The sequence below is a fragment of the Bacillus sp. CH_70 genome (assembly GCF_038007045.1).
GTDB classification, from domain to species: Bacteria; Bacillota; Bacilli; order Bacillales; family Bacillaceae_G; genus Bacillus_A; species Bacillus_A cereus.
In genome coordinates, this window is sequence record NZ_JBBOWL010000001.1 from 5,189,687 (window position 1) to 5,214,113 (window position 24,427).

The following is a 24,427-nucleotide window of genomic DNA, read 5'->3' on the forward strand; positions in this document are numbered from 1 at the left end:
ATTCGTAACATTGATATAATGGTGAAAACATAGTTTTCATTATATCACTTGAGGGGGCTTTCATAATGACATTAAATAAAGCACTTACTATCGCTGGTTCTGACACAAGTGGCGGTGCTGGTATACAAGCAGATTTAAAAACATTCCAAGAACTTGGCGTATACGGAATGACATCTCTTACAACAATCGTAACGATGGATCCACATAACGGTTGGGCACATAACGTATTTCCAATCCCAGCTTCTACATTAAAACCACAATTAGAAACAACAATTGAAGGTGTTGGCGTAGATGCTTTAAAAACAGGTATGCTTGGATCAGTAGAAATTATTGAAATGGTTGCAGAAACAATCGAAAAGCACAATTTCAAAAATGTAGTAGTTGACCCTGTTATGGTATGTAAAGGTGCAGATGAAGCATTACATCCTGAAACGAACGATTGCTTACGTGACGTTCTTGTGCCAAAGGCATTAGTTGTAACGCCAAACTTATTTGAAGCTTACCAATTAAGCGGTGTGAAAATTAATTCTCTTGAGGACATGAAAGAAGCAGCGAAGAAAATCCACGCTTTAGGTGCCAAATACGTACTAATTAAAGGCGGAAGCAAACTTGGTACGGAAACTGCAATCGACGTCCTATATGATGGAGAAACATTCGAACTTCTAGAATCAGAAAAAATCGATACAACCAATACACACGGTGCAGGTTGTACATATTCTGCTGCAATTACAGCAGAACTTGCAAAAGGAAAACCTGTGAAAGAAGCAGTAAAAACTGCTAAAGAATTCATCACAGCTGCTATTCGTTACTCATTCAAAATTAACGAATACGTAGGTCCAACTCACCATGGTGCATATCGTAAATTCGTTGTATCAAAAGAACTTGTCTAATATATAAATAAAAACACTCACAAGGTTCATACATTGACTCTGTGAGTGTTTTTTATAAGCTTTATGTCTTCTGGTCATCTTATCTTTAAGATGCAGAGCTGACCTTATTTCTACCATTTCGTTTCGAGTAGTATAACGCATCATCCGCCGCTTGAATAAATTGCTCTGATGACCCTTCATACTCTGAAACCCCTACCGAAACCGTAATTTTTATTTTTGTTCCATCTAACAATTGAAATGGGTGACTTTCAACAGCTGTACGAATTTGCTCGCCCATACAAATTCCGTAAGCTAATCCCTTATTCGGTATCAAAAGCGCAAACTCCTCTCCCCCCTTTCGAAAAGCCAAATCTGGAAATTGTGAAGTTTCTCGTAAAATACATCCTACTTGTTTTAACACTTCGTCCCCTGCAGGATGCCCGTACGTATCATTTACATACTTAAAGTGATCAATATCTATAAGGAGTAAACAAAGCGAATCATTTTTCATGTTCTTATTACTAATATGATGATTCATCTCTAAATCAAACTGTCTTACGTTTCCTAGACCTGTCAATGCATCTATCGTTGCGTATTGTTTCATCTTTTGAAATAACTCATTGGATTGTAAAACATAGTTTGTACTTACGAATGTTATGTAACCTGTAGTAATACTTGAAATTAAATATAGTACAACTACAGATATATCATTAAATAATATATACATCGGTACTATCAAAATAGAAAGGCAGTATACGTGTAACCATACTAACTTTAACGTAATCGAAGTTTGTATTCTCGCAATAAAGATAACACCAATTCCACTTAGTAAAATTGTATAGCAAGCCAATTCGGAAGCTAAAGAGTACTCAGTAAAAATTAGCCGAGTAATTAAAATTATAGTAACTGTTATACTACTAGCTACCGGACCTCCAACTATAATTGCCAAAATAACGGCTAAATAACGTAAATCCAACATAATATCTTCAATGTGTACCCCAAAATGCATTAACAGTACACCTAATATTCCAGTAAAAATACCGATTACACACTTCTGCAAAAAAGAGAATTCTTCTTTTAACGGTTTATCCCTTAAAAGCTGACCTCCAACAAAAATAAAGGAAATAATAATTGTTGTATTTACAAATAAGTCCCTTAACATAAAATAATCTCCCTACTTTTCCATCTATCCCCTTCCTCACTTTATTGTATACGAAATCCCTATAATTCCCAAAGTTTTTTGTTTATTTTTTTGCTGTTCCACGTGAAACAGCAAAAAAAATAAAAAGGGCGAAAACTCGCCCTTTTTCATTAACAACAGCGTGATATTTTTCCACCCTTTGCATTAAATCTTGCTTCTTGTGCCTCAGCAAAAAATTGCTTTTGACATACAACCTCTTCTTCAGGATGATGCTTTTTCATATGCTCTACGTATACTTCATAACTTGGTACCCCAACGAGCAAACTAATAAAGCGCTTCCTTTTCCCCCATACTTGCCACAGCTTTTTAAGCATAGTTCCTCGACTCACTTTCATCTCTAGGAATATATGGTGCCTCTTTTAACGGCATTGGCTTATTTCTCAATACTTGTATCCAAATTCGAAGTGCTGAAATTAACACAGCGATTACAACTATCATAAAAATCCCACAAAGCGCTGCATCGATATAATCATTAAAAATAATTTGCTTCATTTGAGCAACATTTTTAGCTGGTGCTAACACTTTCCCTTCATCTAGCGCTCCCTGAAACACCTTTGCGTGAGATAGAAATCCGATTTTAGGATTTTCATGAAATAGCTTTTGATAACCAGCTGTCATTGTTACAATAAGCAATCCCACAGTTGGAATAAGTGTTACCCAAACGTACGCCTTTTTCCCCATTTTGAACAAAATTGTCGTTCCAAGTAATAATGCGATACCCGCTAACATTTGATTTGCAATACCGAAAAGCGGCCATAATGTATTAATTCCACCGAGCGGATCTATTACCCCTTGGTATAGGAAATATCCCCACCCTAATACACATAACGTTGTAGCTATTACATTCGCTAATGTAGAATCTGTTTTCGCAAAAGGCTTATATACATGCCCTAAAATATCTTGAATCATAAATCGTCCTACACGCGTTCCTGCGTCAATCGTTGTTAAAATAAATAGGGCTTCAAAAAGAATGGCAAAATGATACCAGAATGCCATCATCGCCGTCCCACCTATTACTTGTGAGAAAATATATGCCATACCTATTGCTAACGTCGGTGCGCCACCTGTACGTGATAAAATTGTTTGCTCTCCAACATTTACAGCAAGTTCTTTTAGTTCATTTGGTGTAATAGCAAATCCCCATGAAGAAATAACTTGAGCTGCCTGTGATACATCCGTACCAATAAGTGCCGCAGGACTATTAATCGCAAAATAAGTTCCTGGCGTTAATACACAAGCTGCAATCATTGCCATCGCCGCTACAAACGACTCCATTAACATTGCTCCGTAACCGATTGGCTGTGCGTGTCCCTCTTGCTCAATCATTTTTGGAGTTGTACCAGATGAAACGAGAGCATGGAATCCAGAGACCGCACCACAGGCAATCGTAATAAATAAGAACGGGAATAAATTACCGGAGAAAACAGGACCAGTTCCATCAATAAATTGCGAAACTGCTGGCATTTGTAAATTGGGTGCTACAATTAAAATACCAATCGCCAATCCAACGATTGTTCCAACTTTTAAAAATGTACTTAAATAATCACGTGGTGCTAATAGCATCCAAACTGGTAATGCAGATGCAATAAATCCATATACAATAAGCATAATAGCAATTGTTTCACCACTAAATGTGAACATACTTGCAAGTGTTGGATTTTCTGCTACATACTGTCCTCCAACAAGAGATAAAATAAGTAGGATAATACCAATTACTGACCCTTCTCCAACACGACCAGGCCTAATATAGCGCATATAAACTCCCATTAAAATAGCGATAGGAATCGTTGCTGCTATCGTAAACATTCCCCAAGGACTTCCGATCAGTGCCTTTACTACGACTAACGCTAATACTGCTAATAAAATAATCATAATTCCTAAAATACCTATCATTGCAATTAGTCCTGTAACAGGTCCAATCTCATCCTTAATCATTTCTCCTAACGATTTACCATTACGTCTCATCGAAGCAAATAAAATGACAAAATCTTGGACAGCCCCCGCAACAACTACCCCAACAATAATCCAAATGGTCCCTGGTAAATATCCCATTTGTGCTGCTAAAATCGGTCCTACTAAAGGTCCCGCCCCAGCAATCGCTGCAAAGTGATGTCCAAATAATACCCACTTATTTGTCGGAACATAGTCTTTCCCATCGTTTAATGTATGGGCTGGTGTTTGCCGATTATCATCTAAATTAAAAACCTTTCTCGCTATAAATCTACTATAAAAACGATAAGCAACTGCATATACACATACGGCAGCTACTAAGAGCCATACAGCATTAATGGTTTCACCTTGTGATAAAGCTATTACCCCAAAAGCACCTGCTCCTACTGCTGTAATAACGCCCCAAAGTAAGATTGATTTCAATGTCTTCACATACAATTCCCCCAATACTATTTCTTAGTGGAGATTGTACTAAATTTTCTGAATATTTAACTTGAATCCTCCTTATCATGAAGGATTTTCAGTTTATCATGTTAAAATACTCTCATTACCTACTATAATTCAATGTTATTTCGAAGGCGTTTTACATAATTACGACTGACTGGAATCGGTTGCTCATCATACCTATCTAAATACAAATTATACGTGCCATTATAATAAGGTTTCAGTTCTTTTACATATGACATATTAATTAAATAGCTTTTATGCACACGTAAAAAATCATATGCATTTAGCTTATTTTCTAATTCCTGAAGTGTATATGTTGAAATATACTGATTATTCGTTGTGTAAATTGAAACAGTTTTATTTTCTTTATTTTTACTTACATATACGATATCTTCTGGAAGCATATATCGTATACCTTCTTGACTTTCTATCGGTAGTTTCCGCAAATAACTCTTTGCTTTCTCACCTTGTTCTTTACCTATTTTATATAAAAGAAATTGTAAATCTTCTTCACGAAATGGTCGTAATAAATAATAAAATGCTTGGAAACGAAAAGCTGTAATAGATTCCTCTATGTTTTCACCTACAAAAATAAATTTTGTATAGCAATTTATTTCTCGTAATAAACTTGCATATTCAAAACCAGTACCATCTAGTAATTTGGAACTTAAAAAAACAAAGTCTGGTATATGTTTTTTCATCATAAATAAAGATTCTGTTCCTGTCTTTGCTTCAAAACATTCTACATTTCTCATATTTTCAGTGAAATTTTCAGCTAACTCTCTTCTCTCTTCTGCCTCTTCCATGATCAGTAAAATTTTCATTTCTTCAACCACCTAATTCTTTGTCCATATGTCCTGCTGTATACATTCGCTTTTATAAGAAATAATCCCTTTTTCTTACTATACCATTATTTATCTAAAAAAACAGAAAAAAGGAAACCCCTTCGGTTTCCTCTCCCCCTTTATCCTACATTAACTGCCTAGAAAGAACCAAGTAGTGTAGGGTAATAAACGATCAGGCATACATTTAAAATTTCACTTTATACTAATTCTCGTTGCTTCGTTTCTTGTCCAAGTATTACTACAGCGAATACACCAATTAAAATTGATCCGCAGAAAATCGTAAATATTAATGATAGTGAAGCTTCTGAGGCAACTAAATACCCCACTAATAGTGGTCCAAGAATACCACCAATACGCCCAAACGCTGCTGCCATTCCTGCACCTGTACCACGAATAACGGTTGGATACTGCTCAGGTGTATAGGCGTATAATGCTCCCCAAGCACCTAAGTTAAAGAAGGATAGTAACATACCTGCCACGATTAATACTGTTAATGAATCCGCAACCCCAAACAAATAGGCACTGCAAGCTGTCCCGATTAAATACGTAACCAAAACAAATTTACGACCGAGACGTTCAATAAACCAAGCAGCGGTGAAATACCCTGGAAGTTGAGCTAACGTCATAATAAGTACGTATTGGAAACTTTTTATTAAACTAAACCCTTTTAGCACCATTACACTCGGTAACCAAAGGAACATTCCATAATAGGAAAAGACAACACAAAACCATAGAATCCATAGCATAATTGTTGCTTTACGATATTCCTCAGACCAAACTGATTTTATATTTTCAATAACAGATGGTCTTTTTTCAACTTTTTGGAACCTTGGGGAATCTGGTAAATTCCATCTTAAATATAAAGCATATAGTGCTGGAACTGCACTCAATACCATCGCAATTTCCCAACCATATTTCGGAATAACAAAATACGAGATAAGAGCTGCAATTAACCATCCACCTGCCCAAAAACTTTCTAATAACACAACAATTTTCCCACGCTCATGTGCTTCAACACTCTCTGATACTAGTGTAGAGGCAACCGGAAGCTCTCCGCCAAGCCCCATACCAATTACAAAGCGTAAAACGAGAAACATCGCGAGTGTCGTCGTTAACGCAGTTAAACCACTACCGATAGAAAATAATAATAATGTAATAATAAAGACTGATTTTCGCCCTATTTTATCTGATAGTATCCCAAAAATAAGCGCTCCTACTGCCATACCGATTGAGTTAATACTACCTATCCAGCCCATTTCCTGGCTCGTTAATCCCCAATCCTTTTGCAAGGCTACCATTACAAATGAAAGCATTCCAACATCCATTGCATCAAATAGCCATCCAAGCCCAGCTATACCAAGTAGTTTGCGCTTCGAAATTTCTTTTACCTTACCCACTAGAAGTCCTCCTTACACAGGTGTCTTTACACATCATTTTACATGTGTGAATTGTATAAGTAAAATACTTTTGTGTAAAAAATTTCTCCTTCATCATTCCCAAAAAGTAAAACGTCTATCCCGATTGGTGAGGGCTAATAATCAGTAGGGATGCCTCACTGATTAAAGTTTCAATTTATTAAAAATGAACAAATAAAAAAAGCAGCGATATTTCGCTACTTTTTCGAACGCATTACTTCTTTTAAAAATTCCGCTAATACTAACTGACGACGCCAGCGTGTTGGATTACTGCATAATCTATAAAACCACTCTAAATGAATCGCTTGAATCCATTTTGGTGCACGTTTTACTTCTCCAGCCCATACGTCTAAACTTCCACCCACTCCAACAGCCATTTTCGTTTCTAAACGATGCTTATTGTTTTGGATAAAGTTCTCTTGTCTCGGGAAACCGAGTGCAACAAGTAATAAATCTGGTTTTGCTTCTTGAATGCGAGAAATAATATTCTCTTCGTCTTCTTGTTTAAAATAACCATCTTGTGTACCGGCGATGGATACAGCTGAATATGTCTTTGTTAAATGATCTGCTGCAGCTTGTACAACATGCGGCTTTGCACCTAATAAGAAAACAGATACTGGTTTACTATCTTCTGATAACTTCGCAAGTAAATTACACATTAAATCAAAACCTGCTACACGCTCTTTTAAAGGTGTACCAAGCATACCACTTGCCTTTACAACCCCAATACCATCAGGTGTAATTAAATCTGTATTCAATAATGTTTGATAGAACTTTTCATCCTTTTTTGCGCACATAACAATTTCAGGATTTGCTGTTACTACCTGAAACGTATGAGTTCGTTCCGCTTCTAGTTGTTCTTTTAAATATTGGACCGTTTCATCCATTGTCATTGTAGAAAAAGGAACGCCTAGAATATCAACTGTTTGTACTGCCATAGTTAACTATCCTCTCTATCATTACAAGTTTTTCGCTATTAATTGCTTATATGTTTCTTTTGTATCTTCATATAGTTTTTGAAGTGAGAAGTTCATAGTAGCATGCTCATAAATATGTTTACCCATTGCTGCTAATTCTCCCGTTTTCCACTTATCATACGCTTCTTCTAAAGCTAATGCTAATGCCTTTCCATCACCTGTTGGCACAATCCATCCGTAAGTTTCATCTACGATTAATGGCTCAATTTCTCCAGCCCTAGTCACAATTGATGGTACACGTTGGTTTGCCGCTTCTAATAAAACTAGTGGGAACCCTTCACTATGGGAAGTTAATAAATTTACATGTGACGACGCAAATAATTGTTTTACATCTTGACGATGTCCTAAAAACTCTACTTTATCGTTAATCCCTTTTTCAGTAGCTAATGACTTTAGATTTTCTTCTAATGGGCCATCGCCAACTAACAATACTTTAATTTTCTCTAATTTTGTTTGTTGTAACGCATCGAATAAAACTTCATGTCCTTTGACGGGATGTAATCGTGCTACTTGGATTGCCGTAAATACATCTTCATCAATATTGAACATTTCTTTTTTATTATAGCCTTCTGCTTTTTCCTGATCGTATTCAATTCCATTATAAATAACATGCATCTTGTCATTTGAAATGCCTAATGCTGCCAAGCTTTTTTTCAATCTATTTGTTACAACGAAAAATAAGTCTATATTTTTTAAGGCTTTCAAATTTAATTTCGTAAAAATCCAACCTTTTAAGCCCTGTTTAGTAAAGTCTTGAAATGGATCACTATGAATAGTCGTTACCCATTTTGCCTTTATTCTCTTTTTCATTAAAGAAACATAGAAATTAGCCCTAGGACCATGTGTATGAACTACATCAAATTTTTCTTTATTAATAAATTCACTTATATTCTTTAAAATGGATAAATCATAGCGCGATTTTTGTGAAAACACATGGACTTTTATCCCTAACTCCCTTGCTTCCTTCGCAACAATTCCATCTTCAAATACTGCTAATTCTACTTCACCAGTTGGAAACTGATCGAGAAGTGAAATAATATGTGTTTTCCCTCCCCCATCTTCTGCTCCTGCATTCATATGCAATATTCTCATATTTTTTCCTCCTTTAAATCCTCGCTACGTTTCCATCTATTTTTATTTTACTGTACTAAAAAATAAAAGCTAACAAAAGTTAGCTTTTATTTTTATCATTCAATTTCTAGGTCTACTATTAGATAAGCTAACACCACTACAAAGTAAATTCCAACTCCTGGTGCTGTTAAAATATGTCCTGCAATATAAGCAATACCTAACGCTAACAATAAGCTTGCTGAAATCATTCCATATTTTATATTAAATATGTCCTTAAATCTCGTAGCAAATGCTAGTAGAATTCTTAGCCCGTAATAAATAAATGGAATCATTAGTAATACAAAGCCAATAATCCCGAAATCGTAAAACCAATCATGGAAGTCCATTTCAATTAGTTTTGGATCTGGCTGCTTTTGTTCATTGTATTTAAAGTTACCTGCATAACCCATTCCTAATAACTTTTGTGACATTGGCGCTTCTTTAAAGAACTGCTTATGTCTTTCTTCATATACTTGACGTCCACTGAAAATAAGGTTTTCTTGATTTTCTTTCTTTTGCTCTTTCTCAAGTTCTTTCTTAACTTCCTCTTCTATCTTCGCCTTTTCTTCTGGCTTTTCAACTTTATGATGATTTTCTTCTTTTGCTTTAAGTTCTTGTTCTTTTTTCAACTTATCTTTAATTTCTTGTTCTTTTTGGCCTTGCTGAGCCACATTTTGCTCTGATAAATAATTATTATGAATGCCCATATTTTGTGCTAATGGTGTTTGTTTAAACGTCCCAACTACACCAGCTAATAGGACAATAGCAATTACTGCGTTAAGTGCAAGAGATTTTTTGTTCGGATTTTTTCTATTAAATAATAATTGTAGTACAATGATCCCGATTGCTGCTGCCAACGTAGCACCAATTGAGCCCATTCCTACTTTTGTACCAACTTGAATTAATGAGTAAATCATTAAAAGTGATGGAATCCAATATAAAATATGTTTCCAGCTCTTTGTTTTTTGAATAGAATATAGTACCACAATAGGGAAAATAATAGCTAAGATTGAACCTAGTTCATTCCCTGCATAGAACCAACCTCGAGAACCAACCTTCATCCATTCATAACTACCAAAGTCAGTAGATGTTGAAATAGAAATAACCATAATTGCGTTAATGATTAATGTAGAATATACAATACTATTTCGAACCTTATCACTAATATTAACTTTCGTTTTCAATGATTTTAAAGCTAAAATGTATGATCCCAGCATAATATATATATATAATGCTTTCGCAACGAATTTAACTTCTTCACCAAGTACAATAGGATCCTTAACTAGTTTGTTATTAATAAATCCTATCCCTAAAACGCCGGCTAATAATATAAGATAAATTAAAAACTTTCTATTTTCCTTCTCTTTTGCCTGAATTAAAATGTAAATACCACCAACAGCCATAATAAGGAATCTTACTAAAATTCCAACGGTAGCATTTGACTTTAATAAAGTGATGCTAAGAGACGTTAATAAATCTAAAACAGGCTGTAAAATAATAAAAAAGAGCAAAAAATGCTCAAATCTAACCCTAGCTTGATTTGCTAACATTCCAAGACCTCCATACAAAATCTTAACATTATCTTTTAATCATAATTTATTATCGTTAAAACACACCTAGCAATTATAACATAACTCATATTTAAATTGAGAACTTATTTTTATGCCGAAACTAACCAAATCCAGCTTAAGTAGTGCTAGAAAACATTATCCTTTAGCTATTCTTCCCTATCTCTATAAAAACTATCTAACACTCTTCCACTTATTATCAGCATTATAGTAACATTTGTTAATTTATTTATAAGTATATAAAATTTAATAATTACATACAAACACCCACTCGGCTATCCTACAACTAAAGATTAACCTTGCTTCGTTTTCTCCTAAGCATTTTCAAACGCTTTCTTTATGTATTTTATCCGTTTTTATACATGTAACGAAAAGTAATTGTTATTTCCAATACTTTAGTGTATATTTTTTCTCTGGAACATCTTTAAGAGAAAGGGATTAAGGCCATGTTATTAATCGATATATTTACGTTTCTTGGCATTATCGCCGCTGCCATTTCTGGTACATTAGTTGGTTTAAAAAAAGATTTAGATTTATTTGGTGTCCTTTGTTTAGCTGTAGCTACTGCGCTCGGCGGCGGTATTATTCGTGATATCATGATTGGTAACCTGCCCCCTGTCGCATTTGTAAAACCCATTTACTTTTTCGTAAGTGTATTATCAGCATTATTTACTTGTATGTTTTTTGAGCGTATCAATAAACTTCAAGTCGTTATTATGCTTTCTGATGCTGTTGGATTAGGCGTTTTTACAGCTATTGGTGCAAATGCGGCAATGTCACATCATGTTGACGCCTCATTTCTAGTTGTTTCAATGGGAGTCATTACAGGTATTGGAGGCGGTATTTTGCGTGACATTTGTGCTCAAGATATCCCTTACGTATTCCGAAAAGAGATTTACGCAATCGCTTCTATCTTAGGAGCAATTAGCTTCCTAATCACATACGCTATGGGGGCGCACGTATTAGCTTTCTATGTTTGTTTATTAGTAACATTCGTTATTCGTGTCGTCACTGTAATATATAATGTGCATTTCCCTGTTTTCTTTAAAACACATGCTAAAATTAATAAAGGCCATTAAGAGAATTCTAGATAGAATTCTCTTAATTTATATACTATTCAACGAACTAATATAGAGTAATTATATATAAGCATATATAATTACTCTATATTAGTTTTAAAATTGAAAACGTTTTATATACAGGGGGAAGAATGATGCTTGGGGTTTTCAGAAAAAATATTAATAAAACAAATGCCAGTATAATCGAATTAAGTAAGGACCAACAAATAACTTTTAATGTACCTACTAATTCTGAATTAAAAATTCAAATGGATATGCTACATATTTCAAAAGAAGATTTACAAGTTGTAAAAGTACTACAGCCTTTTATTTATGCAGAAATTGATTGGATTACTGAAAAATTCTATGCCAACATTACAAAACAACCTAATTTAATTACTATTATTGAACGTTACAGCTCTATTCCAAAACTAAAACAAACTTTAAAAACACATATTAAAGAATTATTCAGCGGCAATATGCATGAAGATTTCATTGAACAGCGTGTTAGAATCGCCAAAAGACATGTGCAAATTGGTTTACATCGAAAATGGTATACTGCTGCTTATCAAGAATTATTCCGCTCTATCATGAAGATTTTGCAAACAAAAATAACAACAATCGATGATTTTTCCTATTCTATAAATGTCATAAATAAATTATTCACTCTTGAACAAGAACTTGTTCTTGCAGCTTATGAATCTGAATATGAAAGAATGCAAAAAGAGCATGAGAAAGAAAAAGAACTAACTGCTATGACAATTACGCATATTGCAACAGAACTAGCTGCTGTATCTGAAAAGACAAGCTCTTCTATTCAAAAACTAACCGCTAAGTCTGAAACTATTGTAGAGATTGCTAAAACAGGTACATCATTAGCTACAACATCTGAAGAAAAAGCGAATAAAGGGAAAGAACAATTAAACCAGCAAAACAAACGAATGGGATCTATTCAAATGAATATGGAAACGATTATTACAGATACTCATGAACTTCTTGATATTTCTAACAAAATTAACGAAATCATAGATATCGTTAAATCAATCGCGGAGCAAACAAATTTACTCGCACTAAATGCTGCTATCGAGTCTGCACGTGCTGGAGAATTTGGGAAGGGGTTTTCTGTTGTTGCTGGTGAAATCCGAAAATTATCAGAGCAAACGAAAGAATCTATCTTTAACGTTACAAAGCTCGTCGAAAAAACAAATGAACAAATTATCCGTGTCTCGTCTTCCGTAAAACAAATTAGCTCTCTCGTATCAGAAGGAACGGATAGTATGTCGGCAACAGATCGATACTTCCAAGAAATTGTAAAAGATATGTCTAACTCAAAAGAACAGAATAAGAAAATTGAACATGAGCTACAAGCTATTTCACAAGTAATGAAAGGAATTCAAGATGATTCCTCACAAATGGCTCTAACAGCCGATAATTTACAACTAGAACTAAATCGATAAGATAAAGTGACACTTTAATCAGCCCTCAACAATCGGGCTTTTACAGGCAGTCCGCCCCCACCTAACTTCTTTGCTTTCGCTGATTTTGAGGTGGGGGCTGACTGTCCGGAAAATAGCGGAATAAAATTCAGGTCCGGCATACTTTCCATTTTGCACTGACTACTAAATTTCATCTTCCATCAAAAAAAGAATCCAGAATGGATTCTTTTTATTTTCTGAAAAATATTTTTTGACAATACACATAACTCATATAAACACCAAAGCTCTGCAAAATAAACAATGCCGGCATAATTACATTGTAATATGCCATATCTACTTGGAAAAGCCTTAACAATACGTAGCCACTAATTAAAAATAAGAACAACATATATCCTTCATTTTGTTGTTTCTTAATAAGGAAGTGCAATAGAGCTATAGTCATAAACAGTGTTACGGCTATATATATCAGTTTTTCACATTTGAAAAGAATAGAATTTATCCCCTCATCTGAAAACTGATTTATCATCGGTTCTAAAAGTTTAAATCTTTCTCCCTCAATCTCTTTTAACTTTTGATCAATATGCTCTGTTACACTTTGATTTTTCGATATTTTTTCCTCGTGTTTCGTTTTTCCAATTAAGACAGATTGAACATACGTCTCATTCGAAATCGTATATTGTGACAATCCCATTGCCTTAATTCCATAATTCACACCAAAATGAGTACTATAAAATAGAATAAGTATCCCTACCATCTTTAGTAACACTTTTTGTTTCGTTGCTGATTGAGACACTTCAATTAATAATACATATACAGTGATAAAAATAGGAAGAAATAATCCTATCGGGAAAATCATATTACTAAATGCAAATAAAACCGCTGAAAACACCCACATATAAGGATGATCTAACCCTTTATATAAAAGTATGTAACAAGCAAAATAAAATAAAAATATTGCAAGTGACTCAGGAGTTAATACGGAACTCAGCAATATATTTGGAATATACAGAGCATAAAATATAGAAGCAATACGACCGCATTCTTCTCCAAAAACCATTGCCGCAATACGATAAATAAAAAATGCGGTTCCTGCGCAAAATAACACATTAAATAGTTGTAAAGCGAATAATGTATCACCGAATATACGAATGATTACTGACTCATATATAATAAAAGGCAAATGAGTTACAGTCCCTATATTATTACCAATTGCAATCTGCTTTGCAGACTCATACATCACTTTCATATCACCAATTATTGGAGCATCTACAAATAACAGCATACTAAGCCTCACAACTATAGATATACTTATAAGAAAAATAAGAAATTGTTTATCTGTAAAACGATATTGTAGAATTGATGCCACTAACAAAATAAGTATGACGAAAATTGCCAATATGATTGTTACACTTGTTGTACTTCCTCCAAAGAATTGCTTACTTGTCTCAAATGCTACCCAACAACTATAAACGAAAAATGCGAGCATCGCACCGATCGTAATTTTATTGAAGAAAGATGAAAAATTTGTTTGTATATGATTCATATGTCCATTGCACCTCTATTTCCATTCATAACAAAATGATTCTATCATGAATGGGTACACGGCTGATAGGGAATTTCTATGACGAATACATAGTCATTACTTTTTACTTGCAATGTAAGCGAATCCTCTTTTACACTACATTTTAGATAAAATAAATTTTCTTTCAGTTACATGAATACAAATACAGAAGTTTAAATAATCCTCTTTTGGAATACACTTTACTTCATTAAATATCTAATATGAGTACTCCACTTACACATATTATTCTGATTGAAAACAGACTATAGGGGCTGAATATATGGAAAAGAAATTCATGCGAGAATCTAAAGCAATTAAGACAACACGTGTTTTTCCTAACGATTTAAATAATCACCAAACACTTTTTGGAGGGAAATTATTAGCAGAAATTGATAGTATTGCTTCAATTGCGGCTGCAAGACATAGTCGTAAACATTGCGTAACAGCATCTATTGATTCAGTTGATTTTTTAACTCCAATTCACCAAGCTGATTCTGTTTGTTATGAAGCATTTGTGTGTTATACAGGGAAATCTTCAATGGAAGTTTTCGTAAAAGTAATCGCAGAAAATTTATTAGCAGGCGAGCGTAGAATTGCTGCTACTTGCTTCATTACATTTGTGGCTATAAAAGATGGAAAACCTTCGTCCGTACCACAAGTACTACCTGAAACTCAGGAAGAACATTGGTTACACACAACCGGTTTAGAACGCGCGGAAAACCGAAAAAAGGGACGTTTAAAAAGTAAAGAGATGGCTGAAGTTTTAACTTTAAGTAAGCCTTGGAATATTTAACATAATCTTCTCATCATACATGCACAGGTCCTTCCTTGCATGTATTTTTTATTATAAAAAATACTATCGCTTGCTTCATCATAATGCGGAATGGATAGCGCTTCATTAAAAGATATATAAATAATAGTATTGGATATAAAGCAACTTGTAGGCGTAAGTACAATGCTAAAAAGTAGAAAATGTTTCGTTTTATGAGTATCAGCTAATTTTAAGCTCCAATATAATAATCCCAATGAAAAGAATAGAAACTGTCCTTCTGTTAAATTTTCCACAACAATCTCTGGAGGATACACCGCTAATAAGAAAGCACCTATTAATCCTGCAGCGGGATTCAATAAATAAGTACCAATCTTATAAGTGAGTAAAATAATAAGTACTCCTAATAGGATAATAATTAATTTAGCTACAAAAAGGCCTTTATTACCATTTCCAAAAAAGTAAAATACAGTAACTAAAAACACTGGAAAACCTGGCATAATATGAATAGGTGGTTTATCAAGCTCATGATATATTAACATTCCTGTTTCCAATAAAATAGTTTCCATTTTTTGATAACCTATATCATCGCTAGCTAGAGTCAAATCTGCACCATGTGTTTGTAAAGTTGCAAAACGAAGCGCAAATCGCCTTAACATTTCATATTTCCCCTCAAAATACATAAATTTCAAATTTTATTTATATATTTTCACAAGAAAATATATTCTATTATTGTACTTTGTATACAAAGTACAATAATAGAAAGTTGATTTACAAAGTTTATATGCGTTAAACTGATACAGATGTTCTTGTAATCTTCTTCCTTTCAAAAGGCTTGTATATATGGTGCAAGACATAAAAAATTTGAGGAGATAAAAATTCTATGATGGAACAAAAACAACTTGTTTCTGTTGTCATACCTCTGTATAACACAGAAAAATATATTGAAGACACAATGCAGTCAATACTGGATCAAACATATAAAAACATTGAAATTGTAATTGTAGATGATGGAAGTAAAGATCAATCACCTTCTATCGTAAAAAATCTTGCAGAAAAATATCCGGGGCAAGTAAAATACGTTCACCAAAAAAACCAAGGCGTTTCAGTAGCTCGTAATACAGGGATTGAAAATGCTAGCGGGGAATACGTCGCTTTCCTTGATAGTGATGACTTATGGCATCCAACTAAAATTGAGAAACAAATCGAGAGTATGCATAAAAACAACATGGATGCGTGCTATTGTGGTTATATGAATTTCTACGAAGAAACAGGTGAAAAGGTTGAGCATACAACAAACTTTATTAAAGGTGATATGGCAAAAGCATTCTTAACACACCAAGTTGTTGCTCAAACAAGTACTTGGATTTTCAAACGCTCTATCGCAATGAATCATAATATCCGTTTTACACCAGGATGTAGCTGGGGAGAAGACTTGGAGTTTTTATTTAAACTAATGAGTGTGACAAATGTATGCTATGTCGATGAATATTTAACATATTATAGAATCTTATCCGAAGGAAATCTTTCTTCTAAATATAAAGATTACGAATTAAAAACAACTAAAGAACTGGAAATATTCAATCGTATGAAAGACTGGGTACATAATAAATCTCAAGACTTCATTACGAAAGACCCTCAGTCACTTATTGAGATTCTTGAGACTTATTTATTCCCTTATACGGTTATCAATAATGCTTGTATATACATTAAAGAAAACACTCAATTAAATAATGCCCAAGTTCAATTAATCAAAAAAGATATAAAGAAATATTGCCGTAAAATCTATTCAAAAAACGGAAAGCGTAGTAAAAAACTATATGCAATGCTTTGGTTTGTACGAATTAAATTTCTGTTTTCTTAAACTGAAAATATAGTACTCATCTCTCTTTCCGTAAACAAATCAAATTTACAAATAGGACAAACGAAAAAGGTCCTAAAGAATAGAAAGGTTTTTTCTCATGAAAACAAATAAGATTCTTAAAAATGCCTCCTACCTATTTGTAGGAAATATTACTGTTCGATTTGTACTTGCTATCGCGACGATTCTCTTCGCAAGATACGTTTCTCCTGGTGAGTATGGGATGTTTACAACTGCATTAGCAGTTTCCGCTGTTATTTGTTATTTCACAGATGCAGGTTTGACACATACGTTTATGCGTGAAGGAACGAGAAAGGATGCAAATATTAGCGTACTAATCAGTAGTTATTTACGCATTCGTTTCGTATTAGCTGTCGTAATTTCTGTACTCTTCGCTATTTTTGCTCAGTTCTTCTATACAGATGCCTACTTACGCGCCATGGTATATTGGGTTGTACTACCAACAATGTTTGGAGCAACTTTACAAGGTGTCGGGATGGCTTACTTCCAAGTAACAGAACGTATGCAATTTACAGCCATTATTTCTGTAATACAAGGTGTAACAGCCGCAGCTGCTCTTCTACTAGGAATGTCATTTAAATGGTCACTTATGATGGTCGCTGCCATGTACGGAATATCCAGTCTTGTAACAGGTGTCATCGCCTTTATAATGGTAATTCGCCATACGACAGTTCATAAGGGCTGGGACAAAGGGATTTTAGATCAACTGCTGATTTTCACAATCAATGGCATTATCATTATGCTCTTGCCACAGTTAGGGCCTATTATATTAGAAAAAGTTTCAACGTACGAGCAAGTTGGATTCTTTGGAGCTGCTTCTAAAATACCCGCTGTACTTTATCAAATACCCGGTGTAATTGCAGCAGCCTTTTATCCAAAGTTATTTGCTTTTGGAAATGAAAAAAATATTGATGAACATAGAAAACTATCTCTGTTTGAATTAAAGCTTATGTCTTTCTTAGGAATGGGGATTTCTATCCCATTCATCGCTAATCCAAGATTTTGGATTGTTACTTTATTAGGTGAAGAGTATGCCCCAGCTGGTGACGCTCTTGCAATTTTAGCCTTTATGGTCATTTTACAATCTATCAACTACCCACTTGCTGATAATTTAACGACAATTGGTCAACAGTGGAAGCGTGCGACAACTATGGGGATTGGGTTAGCTGTTGCTGTCATAAGTTACATCGTATTAGGTAGCCAATTTGGAATGATGGGAGCAGCTGTAGCTGCTATCCTTACCGAGATTACATTATTAATCGGCTTTACTTTATTCGCTCGTAAAGGCTTTACATTACTATTCAAAGGAACAATATTCAATGCACTAGCATTTATAATCAGTTACGCTCTATATCGTACTGTGTTAATTAACTTACCACCACTAGTAGCTTTAACACTTACTGGTATATTGTACGGCATTATCGGTCTTGCAATTGACCCACAAATACGCAGGTTACTTTTAGGGTTTGTGAATAAAAAGCTAGGCAGATAAACAACAACGAAGCAAGTTTCTCTTCCAAATTATGAGGAGAAACTTGCTTTGTTTACTTATATACATTTTTTGAAATGATAGCATTATATCGAAGAATTTAGTATCATGATTCAAGACACTATTTAGAATTGAACGGAGGACATTATGAGCTTATTAACTGTTGAAAAATTAGGCCATACATTTGGTGATCGTACATTATTTAAAGATGTATCCATGCGCTTACTCGCAGGAGAACATGTTGGATTAGTTGGAGCAAACGGTGTTGGTAAATCAACATTTATGAATATAATTACTGGTGAACTTATCCATGATGAAGGCCGTGTCGAATGGACACCTGGCACAAATTATGGTTACTTAGACCAACATACAATTTTAACACCTGGCCGTACAATTCGTGACGTATTAGCAGATGCATTTTTACCTTTATTTAAAAAAGAAAAAGCTTTAAATGAAGTTACAGAAAAAATGGGAACTGCTACACCTGAAGAATTAGAAGAACTTCTTGAGCAAATGGCGGAAATACAAGATGCTCTTGAAGCAGGCGGTTTCTATTTATTAGATATGAAAATTGAGGAAGCAGCGCGCGGTCTTGGAATTGACGCAATTGGTTTAGATCGTGATGTTGCTGCATTAAGTGGTGGACAACGTACAAAAGTATTACTTGCAAAGTTACTACTTGAGCAACCAGAAGTATTACTATTAGATGAGCCTACCAACTATTTAGACGTTGAACATATTCATTGGTTAACAAATTATTTAAAAGAATATCCACACGCATTCCTATTAATTTCCCATGATACGGAATTTATGAATAAATGTGTCGATGTTATTTTCCATCTAGAATTTACAAAGATGACGCGTTATACAGCGACATATGAAAAATTCCTAGAGCTAGCGGAAATTAATAAAAACCAACATATTAATGCTTATGAAAAACAAAAAGAATTTATAAAAAAACAAGAAGATTTTATTGCGAAGAATAAAGCGCGCTACTCAACGACAGGTCGTGCAAAAAGTCGTCAAAAACAACTCGATCGTATGGAACGTATCGATCGTCCTGAGACGGCAATTAAACCTGAATTCTCGTTTAAAGAAAGTCGCGCAAGTAGCCGATTCGTCTTTGAAGGAGAAAATGTAGAAATTGGATATACACACCCGTTATTACCAAAACTAACAATGACAATTGAACGCGGTGAAAAAATTGCAATCGTCGGATGTAATGGCGTAGGTAAGTCTACACTATTAAAGACGATTTTAGGTAAAATCAAACCCTTAAGCGGAAAAACAAGCCTTGGTGATTTCTTAAACCCATCATACTTCGAACAAGAAGTGAAAGCTGATAATATAACACCGATTGATGATGTTTGGAACACGTTCCCTAGCCTAGACCAACATCAAATACGTGCAATGTTGGCAAAGTGCGGTTTAAAAAACGAACATATTTCTCGTCCTCTAAGCCAATTAAGTGGTGGCGAACAAGCGAAAGTCCGTTTATGTAAGCTAATGGGGGAAGAGAGCAACTGGTTACTATTTGACGAGCCAACAAATCACCTTGATGTTACAGCAAAAGAAGAATTGAAGAAAGCGATGAGAGCTTACAAAGGAACAATTCTTTTAGTGTGTCATGAACCAGACTTTTATGAAGATTGGATAACAAAAGTTTGGAATGTTGAAGAATGGTCGCAACACAATTCATAACTTTCCACTACATTTTTCTTACATATTAATTTCTATGTAAGAAAAATGTATTTTTATATTCCGTCCTAATAAAAATATAAAATACATCTCCTATATAGCCCCGGGCGTATTTTGATAAGTAAACTAATCATGGTATTCTTTTAGGTGATACTCTACATACCAAGAATAGAATATTCTCAACTACTAAAATATAATTGATTTGAAGGAGTGTATAAATTTAATGCCGATTACAGCATTTAATAGAATCAATTCTTTTTTGACTAAATCTTTATTAATACTATGTCTCATTATCTTGTCATGGATTACGTGGGAATCATATCTCACAATTAGCGATAAACTAGACATTCCAAATTCAGTAAGTCTTCCTATTATGATTGGAATTGGGCTCGTTTTTCTTATAGTAGCGTGCTTAATAAATAAATATATGTCATCGCTAACATTCGTGATTTCACTTACTTTATTAGCTTTTATCGTTCGCTTAATTTGGATTCTACAAATACCAAGCGTACCTTTATCAGATTTTGCAATAATGTATAATAGCGCTATTCAAGCTGCCCACGGTGATTTTAGTTTTACAAATACTACATATTTCACTTCGTGGGTGTATCAACTTGGATTTACGATGTATGAAGCGCTCATTATAAAGATTTTTGGAGAAGGAATATTCGCTTTACAATTTTTAAATGTCCTATTTTGTACGGGAACTACAATATTTGTTTATAAAATCACTGCGAAAACATTTAATGAATGGTCCGGACGTATCGCTGGATTGATGTATGCATTATATATTCCAAGTATTATGCTAAGTTCTGTGTTAACAAATCAACATCTAGCTACTTTCTTCTTTTACTTTGGATTTTATTTATTAGTAACTAAAGGATTGCAAAGTAAATACATGTGGATTTTTATTGGTATCTTATTATCTTTAGGGGACATTATGCGACCACTTGGTATGTTAATTTTAATTGCTGTCGCTATTTACATCTTCCTACATGGAATGCTGGGGAAACCTAAAAAAATCATTTTCAATTCTTTTAAGAAATTATGTGGGATTTTTATTGTTTTCTACTTAGTTCACTACATGATAAGCTTTGCATTTATCTCCTCTGGAATTACACAATATCCATTATCGAATCGCGATCCTCTTTGGAAATTTGTAGTCGGTCTTAACCATGAAACAAAGGGTGGGTATTCCCATGAAGACGCAGGCCATATTATGTCTCTAGAGGTTGGCGAAGAACGCACTTTAGAAGAAAAGAAAATTATTAAAGAACGATTAGCTGACAAGGACAAGGTTATATCATTATTTGAAGAGAAGTTTGCACTTATGTGGGGTGATACCGATTCTTCACCATCATGGAGCTTATATACATCTAACTTTGAAATTCTGGATGGGATGCAAGATTTAAAAGAGAATGCTATTCTATATGAGCGCTATATGTATACAGCTGCGATGTTCTTCGGAATAATAGCGATTCTTTACCTTATAGTAACAAAACAAGACAATCTTCATTACACATTATTCTTACTACTAATTGTTGGATATGTATTAATTCATCTATTAATTGAATACCAAACTAGATACAGGTATTTCATAATACCAAGTTTCAGCATAATACAAAGTTATGGGATATACGTATGTTTTCAATACGTTCGAAAATTCAAAAGAAATTAAGTGCAAAGTACCTCCTTTTCAACCTTGGAGATACTTTCTTATAAATAAATAATATGAAGTTCAAAAATATGTTATACTATCTACTGGTATCTTTTTTCCTATACCACCTAAATTTATATATTTTATAAAAATGAGGATAATATTATGGAGAAACTCTTAAAGTTTGGTTTAGTAGGAATCTTTAATACGCTCATTACAATTATTAGCTTTTGGATATTATTAAAATTTGGGATGAACTACCTTATTGCGAATACCATTGCCTATTTAATTGGTGTTGCCAATAGCTACTATTGGAATAAAAATTGGGTGTTTAAACCTAATAATAAAAGCACGTCAATGTTCTTTAAATTTCTAACTGTAAATTTAATTGTATTGGCTTTTAATACATTATGTTTATTTATATTAGTAGATAAACTTGCCTTTAATGCGCTAATTGCACAGATTTTCGCAATTGGTGTCGGAATGGTTATCAATTTTGTCCTTAATAAAATTTGGACATTCAACCAAACTGAAAAGGCTACTAATTAAACTTAAACAACTTATTAAAACTACGGAGGATATAACATGCAAAAATTAATTTCGGTTGTAGTTCCTATGTACTTCGAGGAAGAAGTAGCGCAGGAATGTTATAACCGTTTAAAGTCCGTTATGCTTCAAAATGATATTAATTACGAGTTTGTCTTTGTAAACGACGGTAGCACAGACCGTACAATGGAAATCTTATCTGAGATTGCATCAAATGATTACCGTACAAAAATCGTTAATTTCGCGCGTAACTTTGGACATCAAGTAGCCGTTACAGCTGGTATTGCTGCTGCAAAAGGTGATGCTATTGTAATTATAGATGCAGACTTACAAGATCCACCTGAAGTTATTCCTGAACTTATTGCAAAATGGGAAGAAGGATATGAAGTTGTTTATGCAAAACGTAAACAACGTAAAGGTGAAACTTGGTTTAAACTTTTAACAGCTAAGTATTTCTATAAATTCTTAAATTACATGTCCGATATCGATATCCCAAAAGATACTGGTGATTTCCGAATCATCGATCGTAAAGTAGCTGATGTTTTCAATCAAATGACTGAGCGCAATCGTTTCATTCGTGGGATGATGTCTTGGGTTGGCTTCCGCCAAACGTATGTTGAATATGAACGTGACGAGCGCTTTGCTGGTGAAACAAAATACCCATTGAAGAAAATGATTAAATTTGCATCTGATGGCATTATTGCGTTTTCAACAAAACCGTTACGTATAGTTATGACTTTAGGCTTATTATCAGTTCTCATTTCAATAATTGTCTTAGTATATACAATTACTGTGAAAATTATTGGCTCTGGTACGCAAACAGGTTGGGCATCTATTATGGTCGCTATTACATTCTTTAGCGGTATTCAGTTACTTGGCCTTGGAATCGTCGGTCAATATATTGCTCGTATTTATGACGAAAGTAAAAACCGTCCAATTTATATCGTGAAAGAAACAATTAACCTTGAAAAAGAAGAGACTGTACAGAAAAAAGAAATAGTGAATATATAATAAAAAGGTAACAATGAAAGCCATCATTGTTACCTTTTTATATTGTAATACTCCATAATCCGCAAGCGAAATTCCTTTAAATTTGGATATACCTCTAAGTTAGATAACATCCCTTGAATGACTGGAATTCTAGGGTTTGACCTCATTTCTGACTCTAAAACATCTAATGTAACAAGCAATTCATCATCTTCTAATTGATCAGCTAATGTTCGCTTAAACACAATGATTTCTTTTAAAAAACGTTCTTTAACTTGCTCCTTAATAAGCTCTGATTTACAAACAAACTCCCCAAGCCCTTCTTCGTGTAGAACAGGTTCTTCCAAAGATTCTATGAGCCCATCTACTAAATGATCTATCCTTTTTAAAATAAATATCGATACATAGGACAAATCAATTTCTAGTGCTTGTAAAATAATTAATTCTAAATACCCACGGCATATACCTTCTACCATAATTACTAAATCCAATAAATATGGCATAACCTTTTCACCATAAATGGACAATAAACTATTCCGATAAAATGCATGAGACTCTAACTTCATCCGCATCATAAATTCTTCCACTTCTTTATTAAACGGAATGGCATTTTCTCTTGCATGCATAATAATAAACTCTTTATGTTTTTGCACATCAGTAAACTGAAAGTATAATTGCTTTTCAAATTTTTCACGTGGTAGTAAAGACTCTTTTTCAATATCCAGCATTTTCTTTTGGATTTTTTCATAATAATATCGAAGCGTCGCTAATAAAAGCTCATCTTTCGATTTAAAGTACAAATAAAAAGCTCCCTTTGAAATACCACAAGTGGTGACGATTTCTTGTACCGACGTTGCATTTACACCCTTAGTCGCAAATAACTTCATAGCCGCTTCTATAATTAAACGCTCTTTTTCTTTCATATCTTCTCTCCTAAATTTAATCTCGCATCTTATTATAAA

Annotated in this window: 20 protein-coding genes and 2 pseudogenes; 11 read left to right on the forward strand and 11 right to left on the reverse strand. The window is 33.9% G+C overall.

The genetic code is table 11. From position 1 onward, the window contains the following. Nucleotides 1-65 precede the first annotated feature (65 nt). Nucleotides 66-890, forward strand: a complete 825-nt coding sequence (gene pdxK / locus N2V79_RS26570; protein WP_000174259.1) for a pyridoxine/pyridoxal/pyridoxamine kinase — start codon at nt 66-68, stop codon at nt 888-890. 85 nt (nt 891-975) lie between these two features. On the opposite strand, the gene N2V79_RS26575 is transcribed toward pdxK, so the two are convergent. The 8 genes from N2V79_RS26575 to N2V79_RS26610 all read right to left on the reverse strand — a co-directional run bounded on the left by N2V79_RS26575 (nt 976) and on the right by N2V79_RS26610 (nt 10,364). Continuing rightward, on the reverse strand, nt 976-2,031 hold the full coding sequence (locus tag N2V79_RS26575; protein ID WP_000942875.1) for a GGDEF domain-containing protein: 1,056 nt from the start codon (nt 2,029-2,031) through the stop codon (nt 976-978). Between the two features lie 149 nt (nt 2,032-2,180). Beyond that, nucleotides 2,181-2,384, reverse strand: a complete 204-nt coding sequence (locus N2V79_RS26580; protein ID WP_023523602.1) for a YbdD/YjiX family protein — start codon at nt 2,382-2,384, stop codon at nt 2,181-2,183. After that, on the reverse strand, nt 2,377-4,452 hold the full coding sequence (gene cstA / locus N2V79_RS26585; protein ID WP_023523603.1) for a carbon starvation protein CstA: 2,076 nt from the start codon (nt 4,450-4,452) through the stop codon (nt 2,377-2,379). The genes N2V79_RS26580 and cstA overlap by 8 nt, the downstream gene beginning before the upstream one ends. A 122-nt stretch (nt 4,453-4,574) precedes the next feature. After that, a complete protein-coding gene (locus N2V79_RS26590) occupies nt 4,575-5,291 on the reverse strand; it encodes a LytR/AlgR family response regulator transcription factor (protein ID WP_000698259.1) in 717 nt (238 codons plus the stop codon). A 218-nt stretch (nt 5,292-5,509) separates the two neighbouring features. Continuing rightward, complete coding sequence (locus tag N2V79_RS26595; RefSeq protein ID WP_340720329.1) at nt 5,510-6,709, reverse strand: MFS transporter; 1,200 nt, start codon at nt 6,707-6,709, stop codon at nt 5,510-5,512. A 215-nt stretch (nt 6,710-6,924) separates the two neighbouring features. After that, complete coding sequence (locus tag N2V79_RS26600) at nt 6,925-7,665, reverse strand: WecB/TagA/CpsF family glycosyltransferase (RefSeq protein WP_000290751.1); 741 nt, start codon at nt 7,663-7,665, stop codon at nt 6,925-6,927. A gap of 21 nt (nt 7,666-7,686) precedes the next feature. Beyond that, a complete protein-coding gene (locus N2V79_RS26605) occupies nt 7,687-8,796 on the reverse strand; it encodes a glycosyltransferase family 4 protein (protein WP_053563282.1) in 1,110 nt (369 codons plus the stop codon). Nucleotides 8,797-8,891: 95 nt separating this feature from the next. Next, the gene (locus N2V79_RS26610) at nt 8,892-10,364 is read right to left on the reverse strand and encodes an O-antigen ligase family protein (protein WP_053563281.1); all 1,473 of its coding nucleotides are present in this window, start codon (nt 10,362-10,364) and stop codon (nt 8,892-8,894) included. A 464-nt stretch (nt 10,365-10,828) separates the two neighbouring features. Here N2V79_RS26610 and N2V79_RS26615 point away from each other — a divergent pair, with 464 nt between their 5' ends. The 3 genes and pseudogenes from N2V79_RS26615 (at nt 10,829) to N2V79_RS29280 (ending at nt 12,897) form a co-directional block, all read left to right on the forward strand. Beyond that, on the forward strand, nt 10,829-11,461 hold the full coding sequence (locus tag N2V79_RS26615; RefSeq protein ID WP_000924377.1) for a trimeric intracellular cation channel family protein: 633 nt from the start codon (nt 10,829-10,831) through the stop codon (nt 11,459-11,461). 134 nt (nt 11,462-11,595) lie between these two features. Then, a pseudogene (locus N2V79_RS29275) lies at nt 11,596-12,141 on the forward strand (protoglobin family protein); the annotation flags it as partial. Between the two features lie 54 nt (nt 12,142-12,195). Then, nucleotides 12,196-12,897 (forward strand): methyl-accepting chemotaxis protein, encoded by a 702-nt coding sequence (locus N2V79_RS29280; protein ID WP_372430521.1) that lies wholly within the window; start codon nt 12,196-12,198, stop codon nt 12,895-12,897. A 208-nt stretch (nt 12,898-13,105) separates the two neighbouring features. On the opposite strand, the gene N2V79_RS26625 is transcribed toward N2V79_RS29280, so the two are convergent. Beyond that, nucleotides 13,106-14,419: an ArnT family glycosyltransferase gene (locus N2V79_RS26625; protein WP_053563280.1), complete on the reverse strand. Its 1,314-nt coding sequence runs from the start codon at nt 14,417-14,419 to the stop codon at nt 13,106-13,108. Between the two features lie 298 nt (nt 14,420-14,717). Between N2V79_RS26625 and N2V79_RS26630 the strand changes: the two genes are divergently transcribed. Then, nucleotides 14,718-15,230: an acyl-CoA thioesterase gene (locus N2V79_RS26630; protein WP_000412126.1), complete on the forward strand. Its 513-nt coding sequence runs from the start codon at nt 14,718-14,720 to the stop codon at nt 15,228-15,230. 61 nt (nt 15,231-15,291) lie between these two features. Here N2V79_RS26630 and N2V79_RS26635 read toward each other — a convergent pair. Continuing rightward, nucleotides 15,292-15,889, reverse strand: a pseudogene (locus N2V79_RS26635) (4-amino-4-deoxy-L-arabinose transferase); the annotation flags it as partial. 200 nt (nt 15,890-16,089) lie between these two features. Between N2V79_RS26635 and N2V79_RS26640 the strand changes: the two are divergent. The 6 genes from N2V79_RS26640 to N2V79_RS26665 all read left to right on the forward strand — a co-directional run bounded on the left by N2V79_RS26640 (nt 16,090) and on the right by N2V79_RS26665 (nt 23,489). Further along, nucleotides 16,090-17,070 carry a glycosyltransferase family 2 protein gene (locus N2V79_RS26640; RefSeq protein WP_069356580.1) on the forward strand — a complete coding sequence of 327 codons (981 nt, stop codon included), beginning with the start codon at nt 16,090-16,092 and terminating at the stop codon, nt 17,068-17,070. Nucleotides 17,071-17,167: 97 nt separating this feature from the next. After that, a complete protein-coding gene (locus tag N2V79_RS26645) occupies nt 17,168-18,580 on the forward strand; it encodes an oligosaccharide flippase family protein (protein WP_053563277.1) in 1,413 nt (470 codons plus the stop codon). Nucleotides 18,581-18,724: 144 nt separating this feature from the next. Beyond that, on the forward strand, nt 18,725-20,278 hold the full coding sequence (locus N2V79_RS26650; RefSeq protein ID WP_000055383.1) for an ABC-F family ATP-binding cassette domain-containing protein: 1,554 nt from the start codon (nt 18,725-18,727) through the stop codon (nt 20,276-20,278). A gap of 220 nt (nt 20,279-20,498) precedes the next feature. After that, nucleotides 20,499-21,953: a glycosyltransferase family 39 protein gene (locus N2V79_RS26655; protein ID WP_069356581.1), complete on the forward strand. Its 1,455-nt coding sequence runs from the start codon at nt 20,499-20,501 to the stop codon at nt 21,951-21,953. 144 nt (nt 21,954-22,097) lie between these two features. Then, the gene (locus tag N2V79_RS26660) at nt 22,098-22,481 is read left to right on the forward strand and encodes a GtrA family protein (RefSeq protein ID WP_000413280.1); all 384 of its coding nucleotides are present in this window, start codon (nt 22,098-22,100) and stop codon (nt 22,479-22,481) included. Between the two features lie 36 nt (nt 22,482-22,517). Further along, a complete protein-coding gene (locus N2V79_RS26665) occupies nt 22,518-23,489 on the forward strand; it encodes a glycosyltransferase family 2 protein (protein ID WP_001170716.1) in 972 nt (323 codons plus the stop codon). Nucleotides 23,490-23,518: 29 nt separating this feature from the next. Here N2V79_RS26665 and N2V79_RS26670 read toward each other — a convergent pair whose 3' ends face one another. Continuing rightward, nucleotides 23,519-24,388 carry a TetR/AcrR family transcriptional regulator gene (locus N2V79_RS26670; protein ID WP_069356582.1) on the reverse strand — a complete coding sequence of 290 codons (870 nt, stop codon included), beginning with the start codon at nt 24,386-24,388 and terminating at the stop codon, nt 23,519-23,521. Between the last annotated feature and the right edge of the window lie 39 nt (nt 24,389-24,427).